The organism is Nonomuraea sp. NPDC003214, from assembly GCF_053590035.1.
In genome coordinates this window covers 382,364-396,525 of record NZ_JBSFSX010000005.1, presented here as the reverse complement: position 1 = coordinate 396,525, position 14,162 = coordinate 382,364, and the positions used below count along the sequence as shown (strand labels likewise).

Here is a 14,162-nt window from a genome sequence, read left to right as displayed (position 1 = left end):
GGCTCGTCCCAAGGGTGCGGTGGGTGAAGAGGCTGGCCGGAAGCGGGCGGTTCGGTGGAGGGGGCCGCTCTGGGCGTCGGTGGGGGCTTCGGGCGGGGGTGAGGGATGGCGCACGTCGCGAGATGCGCCGGGGGGTGGGCGGGGCTGACGATGACGTCGTGGGGCCGGAGGCGCGCAGTCCTCGCCCCTCCCCCAGACAGCTCTAGCGAACCAGGGGCACACATGCGTCCGTTCCGTATCGACATCCCGCAGGACGACCTCGACGATCTGAACCGGAGACTCGCCGCCACCCGGTGGCCGGACGAGCTGCCGGGCGTGGGCTGGGACCGGGGGGTGCCCCTGGACTACCTCAAGGAGCTGGCCGAATACTGGCGCACGGGCTACGACTGGCGCGCGGCCGAGCGGCGGCTGAACTCCTTCCCGCAGTTCACGACGGAGATCGACGGCGCGAACGTGCACTTCGTCCACGTGCGCTCCCCCGAGCCGGACGCGACGCCGCTGATCATAACGCACGGCTGGCCGGGGTCGGTCGCGGAGTTCGTGGACGTGATCGGCCCGCTGACGGACCCGGCGGCGCACGGCGGCGATCCGGCGGACGCGTTCGACGTGGTCATCCCGTCGATCCCCGGGTACGGCTTCTCGGGCCCGACGCGGGAGACCGGCTGGGACGTGCCGCGGGTGGCGCGGGCGTGGGCGGAGCTGATGAGCCGGCTCGGCTACGACCGGTACGTGGCGCAGGGCGGCGACTGGGGCAAGGTGATCTCGCTGCAGCTCGGCCTGGCCGATCCGGCGCACGTGGCCGGGGTGCACATCAACATGCTGGTGACGTTCCCGCCGCAGGACCCGGCGGCGATGGCGGAGCTGAGCGCGGACGATCTGGCCAGGCTGGAGCACGGCGGCCGGTTCCAGCAGGACGGGATCGGCTGGCAGAAGATCCAGTCGACCCGCCCGCAGACGCTCGCGTACGGGCTGACGGACTCGCCGGTCGGGCAGCTCGCCTGGATCGTGGAGAAGTTCAAGGAGTGGACGGACTCCGACAAGTCGCCCGAGGACGCGGTGAGCCGTGACGACCTGCTGACGAACGTGTCGATCTACTGGCTGACGGCCACGGCGGGTTCGTCGGCGCAGTTCTACTACGAGTCCTCGTACGGGGACGCGGCGTTCGTGCGGACGTGGGGCGGGCCGTGGCCGCTGGAGATGCCGGTGGGCGTCGCGGTGTTCCCGGCGGACGCGACGCGGCCGATCCGGCGGTTCGCCGACCACCAGCTGCCGACGATCACACGGTGGACGGAGTTCGAGCGTGGCGGCCACTTCGCGGCGCTGGAGCAGCCGGCCGAGCTGGTCGGCGACATCCGCGCCTTCGCGCGTTCGCTGCGATGAGGCGGGCGCGGGCGCGCCGGTCGCGACCGGCATCACACGAGACGGCCCAGCGCGCCGGGCGGCGTGCCGAGGCTTCCGCTGACGATCAGGAACGTGGGAGGTGACCGCGATGGCCGTGGGAGACCGCGCGGTGGTGCTGGGCGGCAGCATGGCGGGCCTGCTGGCGGCCCGGGTGCTGGCCGAGGCGTACACGGACGTGCTGGTGGTGGATCGTGACGCGCTGGTGGGCGTGAGCGCCGCCAGGCGCGGGGTGCCGCAGGGGCGGCACGTGCACGGGCTGCTGGCCCGGGGGCAGCAGATCCTGGAGGAGCTGTTCCCCGGGTTCACCGAGGGCGCGAAGGCGGCGGGTGTGCCGACGGGCGACCTGGGCGAGCTGCGCTGGTTCTTCAACGGCGTCCGGCTGAAGCCGGGCACGACCGGGCTGGTGTGCGTGTCGGCGGCCCGGCCGGTGCTGGAGAGCCACGTGCGGGCCCGGGTGGCGGAGCTGCCGAACGTGACGTTCGTGGAGCGGTGCGACATCGTCGGCCTGGTGGCGACGGCGGACCGGGCCCGGGTGACGGGCGTGCGGGTGCGTCCCCGGGACGGCGAGCGCGAGGAGCTCATCGAGGCGGATCTCGTCGTGGACGCGACGGGGCGCGGCTCGCGTACGCCGGTGTGGCTGGAGGAGTTCGGCTACGGGCGGCCCGAGGAGGAGAAGGTCAAGATCGACCTGACCTACACGACGCGGCACTACCGGCTGCCGGACGAGAGCATCCTGGACGGCGACCTGTCGATCAACCCGGTGTCGGGGCCGTCGCACCCACGTGGCGCGTTCTTCTCGCGGATCGAGGGCGGCCGCTGCGTGCTGTCGCTGACGGGCGTGCTGGGCGACGCCGCGCCGGCGACGCACGAGGGCTTCATGGAGTTCGTCAGGTCGCTGCCCGTGCCGGACATCTACGAGGTGATCCGTGACGCCGAGCCGCTGGACGACCCGGTGTCGTTCAGGTATCCGGCGAGCGTCCGGCGGCACTACGAGCGGCTGGAGCGCTTCCCCGCCGGGCTGCTGGTGCTGGGCGACGCCGCGTGCAGCTTCAACCCGGTGTACGGGCAGGGCATGACGGTGGCGGCGCTGGAGGCGCTCACGCTCCGCACGCATCTGCGGCGGGGGGTGGAGCCGCGCCCGCTGGACTTCCTCAAGGACATCTCCGCGGTGATCGACGTGCCGTGGAACATCTCGGCCGGCGGTGACCTGAGCTACGCCGAGGTGGCGGGGCCGAGGCCGGCGATGGTCCGGATGATGAACGCGTACATGGCGAAGCTGCAGGTGGCCGCGACCAGGGACGGCGCGGTGACCAGGACGTTCATGCGGGTGGCCGGGCTGGTCGACCCGCCGCAGGCGCTGATGAGCCCCGGCATGGTCTTCCGGGTGCTGCGGAACGGCACGCGCGGCCTGGATCCGGCGCCGTCGTGGACGCCGAGCCCGGCCCCGGGTGAGGCCGTCCGCCGCTGATCGGCACAACGGAGCGCGGCCTGTTCCCATAACTCAATATCCCGCAATTCAGGAGATGTGGTTCACCGATCGGCCGTGCTGATATCGACGCGTAGCAAATAAACGGATACGGCCGGAAAAGAGCCGATGAAACACTCCTGATGGGAGCACGCGATGGTGGCAACAGCCCGCGCTAGCGGTGGCGGAACCGCTGAAGGCGAACGCCTTCCCAGATTGGAAGGAGTGCGCGGAGTCCTCGCTCTGGGAGTTCTCGTATTCCACGCAGCCTGGTTGTCCGGCGACTCCAGTTTCATGGACCAGCCGGGCAACGGGATCTGGGGCGTCCTGGCCGACGGGCTGGCCGTGTGCCTGCCCCCCTTCTTCGTCCTGTCCGGCCTGTTCCTGTACAGGCCGTTCGCCCGCGCGGCGATCGCCGGGACCTCGCGCCCGGCGATCCCGGCCTTCCTCGCCAGGCGGGCGCTGCGCATCCTGCCCGCCTACTGGCTGGTGCTGGCGGTCGCGCTGCTCGCGATCAACCTGAACGGCATCGCGACCGTGTGGGACGTGCTCCGGCCGTTCCTAGCGATCCACTTCTTCTGGCAGGAGGGTCAGCCGATGACCGGCCTCCTGCACACCTGGACGGTGCCGACGGAGCTGACGTTCTACCTGGCCATCCCGCTGCTGGCGTGGATCTCCGGCCGGCTGGCGCGGGGCCGCGAGGACCAGCGGGCGCGGCTGCGCTGGATGATGGTCACCCCGGTGGCCGTACTGGTGCTGGGCCTGGCCTGGGTCACCTGGACGAACCTGCCGACCTTCACCGGCCCGTACGAGCTGTGGTTCTGGCCCTTCTACTACATGAGCGCCTTCGCCTGCGGCATGATGCTCGGCACCCTGTCCGCCTACCAGGACGTCTCGGGGAACACGCCCGGCATCTACCGGCTGGCCGCCCGCCGGCCGAACCTGTTCTGGCTGGCCGCGGCCGCCGTCTACCTGGCCTACGCGCCGCAGCCGTTCGGCACGCCGGGCGCGGGTGACGTGCCGGCGCTGGTGCAGGAGCTGGTGGGGCACTCGCTGGTGCTGGTCTTCGGCGTGCTGTTCATCGTGCCGCTGACCGTGCCGCACGCCAGGTCGCGCCTGATGGACGTGACGCTGGCCAACCCGGTCATCCGCTATCTCGGGCGGATCTCGTACGGGATCTACCTGTGGCACGTCGTGCTGCAGGAGGTCTACCTGCGCAACGGCAACATCTTCGGCACGGTCCCGGTCGACGCGACCCAGTTCCGCGGCACAGTGGGCTTCTGGGAGCTGACGCTGTTCGTGCTGGCGACGAGCGTCGCCCTCTCGACCGTCAGTTATTACGTCCTGGAACGCCCTGTCATGAGACTGTGGACGCGGTGGTTCGGCAAGCGCCGCCCCGCCGAGCCGGTCGCCCAGCCCGCGCCCGGCGTGCCGGTGGCCGCCGCCTCCGACAGCGCCCGTCCGTAGAGCCATCCACTTCCTGGGAGTCGCCCCATGCGCAAGGTCATCGCATCGGTCATCATGTCGCTCGACGGCGTCATCGAACGGCCCGAGGAATGGTCCATGGACTACTGGAGCGACGAGGCCGAGTCCCACGCCCTCGCCACGCTCAAGGCCGCCGACGCCCTGCTCATGGGGCGTGTGACGTACGAGGGCTTCGCCGAGGCCTGGCCCACCATGGAGGACGAGGGCGGCTACGCCGCCCGGATGAACAGCCTGCCCAAGTACGTCGTCTCCAGCACGCTGGAGAAGGCCGACTGGAACAACAGCACCGTGCTCGGCGGCGACGCCGTCGGCGAGGTGCGCAAGCTCAAGGAGCAGCCCGGCGGCGACATCCTCATCTACGGGTGGGGCCGGCTCACCGCCACGCTCGTCGAGCACGGCCTCCTCGACGAGGTGCAGATCTGGCTCCACCCGGTCCTCGTCGGCAGCGGCGGCGTCGGTGAGCTGCTCTACAACGACGGCACCACGGCGCCGCTGCGGCTGGCCGGGGCCACGCCGCTGGAGTCGGGCATCGTCATCCTCACCTACCGGACCGTCGAGAAGACCTCCGGCTGACCGGCGAAGAAAAGCCCGGTCCCGCGACGAAGCGGGGCCGGGTTTTTTCTTTTCCCGTCGGCAGGAAGCTGCCCGGCGGTGCAGTTTGCTGACGCCGGAAAAACTTATTCAGAGCCCTCGGACGCGGGATATTGGAGGTGTCGAAGAAAATAACCACCCCGTGAAAGGGACGGAAAAATGCCGAACGCAGATCTGGCGCAGCTCAGCCCGAGGCCCGCCCGCGTGGTCGTGACCGGTGGTTCCGGATTCATCGGCAGCCATCTGGTGGAGCGGCTGATCGCCCGCGGTGACGAGGTGACCGTCTTCGACAGCGGGCCGCTGCCCGAGACGCAGCGGATGGCGCGGGCGCACGCCCGGCTGGTGCTCGGTGACGTGCGTGATCCCGGTGACCTGGCCAGGGCCGTGGGCAAGGGCGTGGACGTGGTGTACCACCTGGCGGCGGTGGTCGGCGTGGACCAGTACCTGGCCCGCCCGCTGGACGTCATCGACATCAACTTCCAGGGCACCCGTAACGTCCTGGAGGCCGCCGCGCGGGCCGGGGCGCGGGTCGTGGTGGCGAGCACCAGCGAGGTGTTCGGCAAGAACCCGGCGGTGCCGTGGACGGAGGAGGCCGACCGGGTCCTCGGCTCCACCTCGGCCGACCGGTGGACGTACTCCTCGGCCAAGGCGCTGACCGAGCACCTGACGTTCGCCTTCGGCCGCCAGCACGGCCTGGAGACCACGGTGGTGCGTTACTTCAACGCCTACGGCCCGCGCCAGCGGCCCGCGTTCGTCCTCAGCCGCAGCGTGCACCGGGCGCTCAACGGCCGGCCGATCGTCATGTACGACCGCGGCGAGCAGACCCGCTGCTTCACGTACGTGGACGACGCCGTGGCGGGGACCCTGCTGGCGGCCTCGCACCCGGCGGCCGTCGGCGAGTCGTTCAACCTGGGCAGCATGGTGGAGACGAGCATCAGGGACGCCGGGGAGCTGGTGGCGAAGCTGACGGGCGCCGAGGCCGAGGAGATCGCGGTCGACACCCGGGCCGCGCTCGGCTCCGCCTACGAGGACGTGCCCCGGCGCATCCCCGACAGCTCCAAGGCGCGGCGGGTGCTGGGCTGGGAGTGCGCCACGTCGCTGGAGGAGGGGCTGCTGCGGACGATCGAGTGGGCCAGGGCGAACCCGTGGTGGCTCGCCCTGGACGACACCGGCGCCGGCGCCGTCCGGGCCCGGCCGCTGGCGGCCGCGGCGTGACCCGCCCCCGGAACGCGACGATCCGGCCCGGTGCTCCGGGCCGGATCGTCGGTCGTGCGGGCGGGCTAACGGGCCCCGGCGGGCACTGCGGCGGGCACCTCGGCGGGCACCTCGGCGGGCACGTCGGCGGTGAGGCGGACGGGCAGGGCCTGGTGGCCGTTCATGATGAACGTGGGCAGCGGCACCAGCTCCTCGCGCGGCACCGCGAGGCTCAGGTCGGGGAAGCGCTCGAACAGCGTCGAGAGCCCCGTCTGGGCGACCGCGCGGGCGATGCTGGCGCCCAGGCAGTAGTGCGGGCCGTAGCCGAAGGACAGATGCTCCTTGTCCGGCCGGGTGATGTCGAAGCGGCCGGCCTCCTCCCCGTGCAGGGCGGGGTCGCGGCCCACGGCGCTGTAGTTGATGAGGATCGGGTCGCCCTGCGGGATCGTGACGCCGTCCAGGTGGATGTCGGTGACGGCGTAGCGCAGCGGCAGGTGGACGAGCGGCGAGTCGACGCGCAGGGTCTCGTCGATGACGTCGTCCCAGCTCGCCCGCCCGGTCCGGACGAGGTCGAGCTGGTCGGGGTGGGTGAGCAGCGCGGTGATGGCGTTGTCGAAGAAGTTGATCGTGGTCTCGGAGCCGGCGCCGAGGATCGCGAAGATCGTGTCGGTGAGCTCGACCTCCGACAACCGCGACCCGTCCTCGTCGCGGGCGGCCACGAGGTCGCTGGTGATGTCCTCGCCGGGGTTGCGGCGCTTCTCGGCGATGAGCTCCTCCATCGCGCCGCGCCAGCCGAGCAGGATGCCCTGGGCCTGCTCGGGGCTCACGGTGGTGTCGACCATCATGTCGATGACCTTGGCGGTCTGCACGCGGGCCGCCTCCGACATGCCGATGAGGTCGGCCACCAGCATGGCGGGCAGCGGGTAGGCGAAGCTCTGCCGCAGGTCGACGACCTCGCCGGGCGGCACGGCCGCCAGGGCGTCCAGGAGCTGGTTGGTCAGCTCGGCCATGCGCGGGCGGATCGCCTCGGTGCGCCGGGGCGTGAACGCCTTGCCGACGAGCTTGCGCAGCCGCACGTGGTCCTTGCCGTACGCGGTGACCATGTTGTCCATGGCCACCCAGCTGATCATCTCCCAGTCGGGCGGGATCTCGCCGTTGCGGAAGGCGGGCCAGTGGTTGCGGGCGCTCTTGGTGACGTTCGGGTCGGTGAGCAGCCGCCTGATCGCGGCGTGGGTGTTGACGGACCAGGCGATGACCCCGCCGGGCAGCTCGACCTGGGTCGCGTGGCCGCGCGAGCGCAGTTGGTCCGTCTCGGCGTGGATGTTCTTGCCGGTGGTGTCGAGGACCGGGCAACGTCTGTTCACGGAACTCTCCTGGGTCGTGGTCGATCGTGTTACGCCGATGCCCACCGCTGAAGAGGGGTGGGCATCGCGGGCACAGCGGGGGGAAGGGTCACTCGGCGGCTGAGGCGGTGGGCACCGGGGCGCGCGCCGGCTCCCGCGGCGGTGGCGGCGGCGTCTTCTTCGACCGGCTCCAGTGCCGCATCGCGGGCCGCTCGACCAGCGTGTAGAGCAGCCAGGCGGCCACGACGTTGACCGCGATGAGGCCCAGGATCAGCAGCGTGCCGCCGACGGGCCCGTACTCGGCGTCGCCGAGCACCGCGCCGCGCAGCCAGTAGAGCACCACGGCCTGGGTCATGTAGAAGGCGAACGAGACGGTGCCGAGCCACACCATGACCCGGCTGCCCATGAAGGTGCGCCGGCCGCGCAGGTTGGCCGCGGCGTAGGTGCCGATGGCCAGCCCGAACGGGATCGCGGTGACGAGCGAGATGCTGTACGGCTCCGGCACCCACAGCGTGGCGGCGTAGGCGGCCACGAGCAGGGCGATGACCGGGGCGATCCCGATGCGGGGCCACCGGCCGCTGATCACGATCCTGGCCAGGACCATGCCGAGCACGAACTCGAACAGCCGCGCCGGCGGGAACATGTAGACGAACCAGAACTGCGTCAGCGCCAGCGCCTCACCCGGGTAGCGGGGCGAGTCGGGCAGCAGCGTGAGCGTGGCCACGCAGACCGCGGCCATGGCCAGGACCACGAGGCCGGCCGACAGCCACAGCCGGCTCTCCTTGATCTTGGCGATCGGGATGATCAGCAGCGGGAAGAGCAGGTAGAACAGCATCTCGGAGCTGAGCGACCAGGCCGGCATGTTCGCGCCGCCCCACAGGTTGGGGTCGGGCGAGAACGAGTTGACCAGGAACAGGTTCGGCAGGCCCCACAGGGGCGTGAACGACGCGGCGAACAGCAGCATCGCCAGGCCCCAGGTGACGGCGTGGTTGGGCAGGATCTTCACCGCCCGCCGCCGCCAGAAGGACGTGGCCCGGCCGCCCGGCTGCCAGGACCAGGTGATGACGAAGCCGCTCAGGATGAAGAAGAACGAGACGCCGATGTAGCCGCCGGGAAAGAAGAGCCAGACGAGCGTCTGGGTGATCCCGTCGTCGCTGTAGGGGGTCGCGGGATTCTGGTTTCCCGACGTCATGGGATAGACGACGTGGCTCATGAAAACGAGCAACGCCGCGATGATGCGTAGTCCGGTCAATGCGGGAAGGTCGGGGCGGCGCTCTCCGAGAGCGCCTGTATGACTGATTTCCGCCGCCACAGACACCGTGGGTTCCTTTCTCTCGGACCGCCCGGCTGGGGGAATTAACTAAATGGTGGGCGGCCACCCCGCACGGCGCATCTCCCCATGTGCTGAAAATGCTCAGACGATATGCACCTCGGGCACGTAGAGAACCCAGCGCCCGCCGCGCTCGGCGAACGCGCGCTCTTTCGCCATGATTTCCTCGGCGTGGTTCCAGGCGAACAGGATGGCGTGGTCGGCGTCGCTCTCGGCGAACACGGACGGCGCCACCACGGGGATGTGCGAGCCGGCCACCACGCGGCCCTGCTTGGAGGGCGTGGAGTCGCAGACGAAGGGGATGACGTCGGGGCCGAAGCCGCAGTAGTTGGTCACCGTGGTGATCTTGGCGGGGGCGCCGTAGCCGACGACCTTCTTGCCCTGGGCGCGCAGCGACCCGACGAGGGCGGTCAGCTCGTCGCGGATGCGCTCGGCGCGGCGGGCGAAGGCCTCCAGCGTGGCGTGCTCGCCCAGCCGCTGGGCGGCCTCGGCGGCCAGCAGCTCGGGCACCGCGGGGGCGACCGGGCGGGCGCCGGGCTGGCCCAGCGTGTAGCGCATCGAGCCGCCGTGCAGCGCCACCGGCTCGGCGTCGACGAGCTCCAGCCCGTACAGCTCGGCCGCGGCCTGGATGGCGCGCACGGAGAAGACGAAGGAGTGCTCGTCGTAGAGGATGTCGAACGCGGTCTGCTCGACGACGCTGCCGAGGTAGGGCTCCTCGAAGACGAAGACGCCGTCCGGGCCGAGCAGCTTCTTGGCGCCCTTGAGCACCGAGGCCAGGTGGGAGATGTGGGCGATCACGTTCGCGCCGAACATCACGTCGGCCGGGCCGTGCTCGGCGCGGATCGGCCCGGCGCTGTCCTCGTCGAAGAACTGCGACAGCACCCGCACGCCCCGCGCCCTGGACATCTCCGCCACCTGGGCCGACGGCTCGATGCCCAGGTGGCGCACGCCGGCCGCGGCGATGGTGGCGAGCATGACGCCGTCGTTGCTGCCGATCTCCGCGATGAACGGGTCGGGCCCGGTCAGCTCGTGCTCCAGGAAATGCCGCGCCAGGCCCTCGAAATGCCGGCTGTGCACCACCGAGTTGGAGGCGTGGTACGGGTATTCGTCGTGATATCTGACTTCCTGGGGAATGTCCGCCATCAGCTGGACCATGGTGCACGAGTCGCACATTCCCACGACCAGCTGGTAACGGAATTCACCGGCCACCCGGTCGGCCCGGGGAAAAGCGTTTCCGCGGGGCTGGAAACCGAGGTCGACAAACGCCTTGACCGGCCCGCTGCAAATTCGACAGGAAGCGTCCATGAATAGACGTTAACACCGGCCGGGCGCGAACCTTTATCGGCGATTGCCATGAGTCACCAGCCGGATCTTATGGCGTGCGCGACGTGCGCCCGGTCCTCGTCCGACAGCCACCAGCCGACCGGGATGTTGACCACCCGGTCGTGCACCGCCTCCAGGCCGGGCAGCGGCTCGGCCGACGGCGTCACGCAGCCGTGCGCGTCGTTGCGCCGGCACACCACGCTCGCCGCGACCCCGGCGGCGGCGAGCTTGCCGATGAACGCGTCGCGGTCCTCCACGAGGACCGGGTAGAGCCAGAACGACGAGTCCAGGCCGGGCGTGCGCGCGGTCAGCTCCAGGCCGGGCACCCCGGCCAGCTCGGCGTCGTAGTAGGCGGCGTTGGCGCGGTGGCGGGCGATCCGCTCGTCGACCACGGTGAGGCTGCTGAGCCCGATGGCCGCGCCGATCTCGTTCAGGTAGAAGTTGTAGCCCCACTCGGGCACGTCGTAGTCGGCGTGCACGCGGTCGGCGTCGCGCTCGATGCCGAAGAAGCGCAGCCGCCGGGCGCGCCGCAGCGACTCCTCGTCGGGCAGCACGAGCAGGCCGCCGGTGCCGCAGCTCAGGTGCTTGGTGGCGTGGAAGCTGTAGACGCACAGGTTGCCGTGGCGGCCCAGCGGCCGGCCGTGCACGGTGGCGCCCCACGCCTGGGCGCAGTCCTCGACGACGACCGGCCGGCGCCCGTGGGCGGCCTCGGCGTCGTCCAGGATGCGGGCCAGGCGCTCGACGTCGACCGGGCAGCCGCCCCAGTGCACCACCATGACCGCCCGGGTGCGGGGGGTGATCTTCTTGGCGAGGTCCTCGAGGTCCACGTTGAGCGTGGCCGGGTCGACGTCCACCCAGGTGATGCGCCCGCCGCCGGCCAGGATGCTCCAGTTCGTCGCCTCGAACGTGAACGGCGTGCTCAGGACCTCGCCGTCGGCCCCGGCCAGGCGCAGCGCGAGCTGCAGGCCGGAGGTGGCGTTGTTCAGCGCCGCCACGTACGGGTTGCCGATCCGCTCGCCGAGCTGCCGCTCGAACTCCTCGACCAGCGGCCCGTGCCCGAGCATGCCGCTGTCGAGCACGGCGGTGACCCGGTCGGCGGCGCCGGCCGCCACCTCGACCTTGAACAGGGGGATCACCGCGGATCATCCGTCCCGTCGCACGCCGAGGAACAGGGAGCGGCCGGCGAGCAGCGGCCCGGTCTCCTCCAGGCACTCGGCGGTGAAGCCGGCCCGCTCGAAGGCCGCCGCGTACTCGGCGCGGGAGAACAGGTTCATCACCTGCGTGTGCTCGAAGTGGCGCACCCCGGCGCCGTCGGCCACCAGGTAGTGCGCCTCGACGCGGACGGTGTCGCCCACGCGGGACGACCTGGCCACCCTGGCGATGGTCCGGCCGTCCTCGCGGACCACGTCGTCGCCGATGTGCCCGTCGGCGAAGCCGTCCTTGAAGTACCAGGGCTCCACGATGAGCACCCCGCCGGGGGCCACGTGCCGGCCCATGCTCGCCACGGCGGCGTCGAGCTCCTCGGTGCCCGCCATGTAGCCGACCGTGCTGTAGAGGCTGCACACGGCGTCGAAGACGCGGCCGAGCCGGAAGTCGCGGATGTCGCCCGGGTGGACGGCGACGCCGGGGAGCTTGGCCTGGGCCCTGGCCCGCATCGCCGCCGACAGCTCCACCCCCTCGACCAGGGAGAAGCGGGTGCGCAGCGTCCTGAGGTGCTCGCCCGTCCCGCAGGCCACGTCGAGCAGGGAGTCGGCGTGCGGCGCGCGCTCGCGCACGAGGCTGGTCACGATGTCGGCCTCCCCCGCGTAGTCCTTGCCGCGCCGCAGGTAGAGCAGGTCGTAGATCTCGCTGATGTCGTCGCCGTAGACGTTGGCGTCCCGGGTGATCTGGTCAATGGTCACAGCCGCTCCCAACCGATGAGCCGTGCCGTACGGACGGGCACACTGGTCCGGATTCTCCCGGCTGCGCGGCCCGCTGTCTTATCCGGCCTTGCTCGCCTGCGAATAGCCCATCGTCAAACAGAACGCAAGGCGATCATTGACAAGATGCAGTCACCGTCACTGCAGCTTGCTGAATTGATTTCCTCTGGCACCCGCCCGGCCGATGCCGCAGAGTTGTACTCACGACGGCGAAACAAATCGCCCCGGAAAAAGGAGTAAAGAATGACGCGCAAGACTGGTCTGATTGCCAAGCTGGGTCTCGCCGCCACGGTCACGCTCGGCCTGGCCTTCGCCACCAGCCCGGCGGCCTCCGCCGCGGCCCCGTCGTTCTCCGTCTCGCCGGCCTCCGGCGTGTCGGACGGCGCGACTGCCACGGTGACCGTCACCGGGGCCCTGCCCAATGCGGTGTTCGGCATCGCCACCTGCGCCAACACGGCCTCGGGCGCCGCCTGCGACGGCGGCACGGCCACCTCGTTCACCACCGACGCGAGCGGTTCGGCCACCATCCCGCTGAAGCTCAACCGCCAGTTCGACGGCGTCGGCTACGACGGCACCCCGGTGGGCCCGGTGGACTGCGCGGCGGCCTCCTGCTTCGTCGGCGCCGGCAACAACGAGCAGGTGCTCGGGGAGGTGGCCATCTCCTTCAACTGACAAACCAGCGGTAATCCACCGGGAGAAAAAATCCGGCCGCCAACACACCGGAATGACGCGGAAATCGAAAGCCCCTGGTTCGGGAAAATGCTTCCTGAACCGGGGGCTTCGCCGTGCCCGCGCAGAACAGCACGCCGGGAGATGCGCGGCCAAATCGTGGATGTGACGCTGGCGGCATGTCCGATTCGACCACGAAACCGTGAGGACGCGCATAGCGATGGGTGTCGACACCACTGTTTTCGAGCACCGCCTCGCCGAACCGCCGGAGCCCGGACTCACCCCCGAGGACGTGGTCGCCAGGGCGGAGGCCATGATTCCCGCGCTGGCCGAGCGCCAGGCCGAGACCGAGCGGCGCACGTTCTACGCCGAGGACGTCCACGAGGAGTTCTCCAGAGCGGGCTTCTACCGCATCCTGGTCCCCCGCCGGTTCGGCGGCTACGAGTTCGGGATCGACACCTTCGTCCGCGTGGCGATCAACCTGACCCGGGGCTGCCCCTCGACGGGCTGGATGTTCTGCCTGGGCGCCGCGCACGCGCTCCCGGCCGCGACGATCTTCGACGAGCGCACCCAGGAGGAGATCTTCGCCTCCGGGGAGTTCATCTGCCCCGCGACCGTGATGCCCGGCGGCACGGCCGAGCGCACGCCGGACGGCGACTGGCTGATCAACGGCACCTGGGGCTACTGCTCGGGGTCGCCGTACGCCACCCACTTCATGGGGCACGCCCTGATCGAGTCGGGCGAGCCGATCATGTTCATCGCCCCGCGCAGCGAGTGGACCCGGCTCGACGACTGGGGTCACGCGCTGGGCCTGAAGGGCAGCGGCTCGCACAGCATCCGCATCACCGGCGGCCGCGTCCCCGACCGCTACGTGCTCAAGCACCACATGAGCCAGATCGACGTCACCGGCGGCACCCCCGGCCGCGAGCTGCACGGCCCCGAGTACGGCGGCGGGCAGCTCAGCTTCATGGTCATGGAGGACGCGCTGCTGGCGGTCGGCATGGCCAAGGGCGCGCTGGACGCCTACGAGGACCTCATGCGGACCCGCACGACGCCGTTCCCGCCCATCGTGACCCGTACCGAGGACCCGGACTTCCAGCTCACGTACGGCAAGGCCGCGGGCCTGATCGCCACGGCCGAGGCCGCGACCACGGACGCCGTGCGGCAGTGGCGCGAGACGAGCGCCCGCGGCGCGGCGGCCGTCACCCACGAGCACGAGCTGCGGCTGGCGGCGATCTGCCAGGAGGCCGTGGCGCTGTGCTGGCGGGCGGTCGAGTCGCACCTGTTCCCCACGGCGGGTTCGAGCGCCGTGCGCGCCGGCGAGCGCGTCGAGCGGGTGTGGCGGGACATGTCGATGTTCGTCACGCACGCCGGCCTGTCCACCTACCTCGCCAAAATCGCCAAACGCGATCTGGCCAAGGCCCGGTTCGGGCTCGAATAGG

12 protein-coding genes are annotated in these 14,162 nt (G+C 70.8%); 7 read left to right on the top strand and 5 right to left on the bottom strand.

Annotated elements, in window-relative coordinates:
- The first annotated feature begins 222 nt into the window (after positions 1-222).
- The 5 genes from ACWDXC_RS17550 to ACWDXC_RS17530 all read left to right on the top strand — a co-directional run bounded on the left by ACWDXC_RS17550 (position 223) and on the right by ACWDXC_RS17530 (position 6,157).
- Entirely contained in the window at positions 223-1,380 is a 1,158-nt protein-coding gene (locus ACWDXC_RS17550) for an epoxide hydrolase family protein (RefSeq protein WP_357592978.1), read from the top strand.
- A 109-nt stretch (positions 1,381-1,489) separates the two neighbouring features.
- Positions 1,490-2,869, top strand: a complete 1,380-nt coding sequence (locus tag ACWDXC_RS17545) for an FAD-dependent oxidoreductase (protein ID WP_449982768.1) — start codon at positions 1,490-1,492, stop codon at positions 2,867-2,869.
- 153 nt (positions 2,870-3,022) lie between these two features.
- Positions 3,023-4,333, top strand: coding sequence for an acyltransferase family protein (locus tag ACWDXC_RS17540; protein ID WP_449982766.1), 1,311 nt, complete (start codon positions 3,023-3,025; stop codon positions 4,331-4,333).
- A 27-nt stretch (positions 4,334-4,360) separates the two neighbouring features.
- On the top strand, positions 4,361-4,924 hold the full coding sequence (locus ACWDXC_RS17535) for a dihydrofolate reductase family protein (protein ID WP_357592976.1): 564 nt from the start codon (positions 4,361-4,363) through the stop codon (positions 4,922-4,924).
- 177 nt (positions 4,925-5,101) lie between these two features.
- On the top strand, positions 5,102-6,157 hold the full coding sequence (locus tag ACWDXC_RS17530; protein ID WP_219508723.1) for an NAD-dependent epimerase/dehydratase family protein: 1,056 nt from the start codon (positions 5,102-5,104) through the stop codon (positions 6,155-6,157).
- Positions 6,158-6,222: 65 nt separating this feature from the next.
- On the opposite strand, the gene ACWDXC_RS17525 is transcribed toward ACWDXC_RS17530, so the two are convergent.
- The 5 genes from ACWDXC_RS17525 to ACWDXC_RS17505 form a co-directional block, all read right to left on the bottom strand.
- Positions 6,223-7,500, bottom strand: coding sequence for a cytochrome P450 family protein (locus ACWDXC_RS17525; protein WP_449982762.1), 1,278 nt, complete (start codon positions 7,498-7,500; stop codon positions 6,223-6,225).
- Positions 7,501-7,588: 88 nt separating this feature from the next.
- Positions 7,589-8,791: an acyltransferase family protein gene (locus ACWDXC_RS17520; RefSeq protein WP_449983448.1), complete on the bottom strand. Its 1,203-nt coding sequence runs from the start codon at positions 8,789-8,791 to the stop codon at positions 7,589-7,591.
- 102 nt (positions 8,792-8,893) lie between these two features.
- On the bottom strand, positions 8,894-10,114 hold the full coding sequence (locus ACWDXC_RS17515; RefSeq protein ID WP_357592972.1) for a class I SAM-dependent methyltransferase: 1,221 nt from the start codon (positions 10,112-10,114) through the stop codon (positions 8,894-8,896).
- 53 nt (positions 10,115-10,167) lie between these two features.
- Positions 10,168-11,268, bottom strand: coding sequence for a DegT/DnrJ/EryC1/StrS family aminotransferase (locus tag ACWDXC_RS17510; protein ID WP_449982759.1), 1,101 nt, complete (start codon positions 11,266-11,268; stop codon positions 10,168-10,170).
- A gap of 6 nt (positions 11,269-11,274) precedes the next feature.
- The gene (locus ACWDXC_RS17505; protein WP_449982757.1) at positions 11,275-12,033 is read right to left on the bottom strand and encodes a class I SAM-dependent methyltransferase; all 759 of its coding nucleotides are present in this window, start codon (positions 12,031-12,033) and stop codon (positions 11,275-11,277) included.
- Between the two features lie 261 nt (positions 12,034-12,294).
- Between ACWDXC_RS17505 and ACWDXC_RS17500 the strand changes: the two genes are divergently transcribed.
- Together ACWDXC_RS17500 and ACWDXC_RS17495 are read left to right on the top strand one after the other, a co-directional pair.
- Entirely contained in the window at positions 12,295-12,723 is a 429-nt protein-coding gene (locus ACWDXC_RS17500) for an enediyne antibiotic chromoprotein (RefSeq protein ID WP_449982753.1), read from the top strand.
- Positions 12,724-12,940: 217 nt separating this feature from the next.
- Positions 12,941-14,161: an acyl-CoA dehydrogenase family protein gene (locus tag ACWDXC_RS17495; RefSeq protein ID WP_357592968.1), complete on the top strand. Its 1,221-nt coding sequence runs from the start codon at positions 12,941-12,943 to the stop codon at positions 14,159-14,161.
- Position 14,162 lies beyond the last annotated feature (1 nt).

Excerpts from the sequence above, each read along its gene's own strand:
- ACWDXC_RS17500 (WP_449982753.1), top strand. The coding sequence starts at position 12,295 with ATGACGCGCAAGACTGGTCTGATTGCCAAGCTGGGTCTCGCCGCCACG.
- ACWDXC_RS17540 (WP_449982766.1), top strand. The coding sequence starts at position 3,023 with ATGGTGGCAACAGCCCGCGCTAGCGGTGGCGGAACCGCTGAAGGCGAA.
- ACWDXC_RS17545 (WP_449982768.1), top strand. The coding sequence starts at position 1,490 with ATGGCCGTGGGAGACCGCGCGGTGGTGCTGGGCGGCAGCATGGCGGGC.
- ACWDXC_RS17530 (WP_219508723.1), top strand. The coding sequence starts at position 5,102 with ATGCCGAACGCAGATCTGGCGCAGCTCAGCCCGAGGCCCGCCCGCGTG.
- ACWDXC_RS17495 (WP_357592968.1), top strand. The coding sequence starts at position 12,941 with ATGGGTGTCGACACCACTGTTTTCGAGCACCGCCTCGCCGAACCGCCG.
- ACWDXC_RS17535 (WP_357592976.1), top strand. The coding sequence starts at position 4,361 with ATGCGCAAGGTCATCGCATCGGTCATCATGTCGCTCGACGGCGTCATC.
- ACWDXC_RS17550 (WP_357592978.1), top strand. The coding sequence starts at position 223 with ATGCGTCCGTTCCGTATCGACATCCCGCAGGACGACCTCGACGATCTG.
- ACWDXC_RS17515 (WP_357592972.1), bottom strand. The coding sequence starts at position 10,114 with ATGGACGCTTCCTGTCGAATTTGCAGCGGGCCGGTCAAGGCGTTTGTC.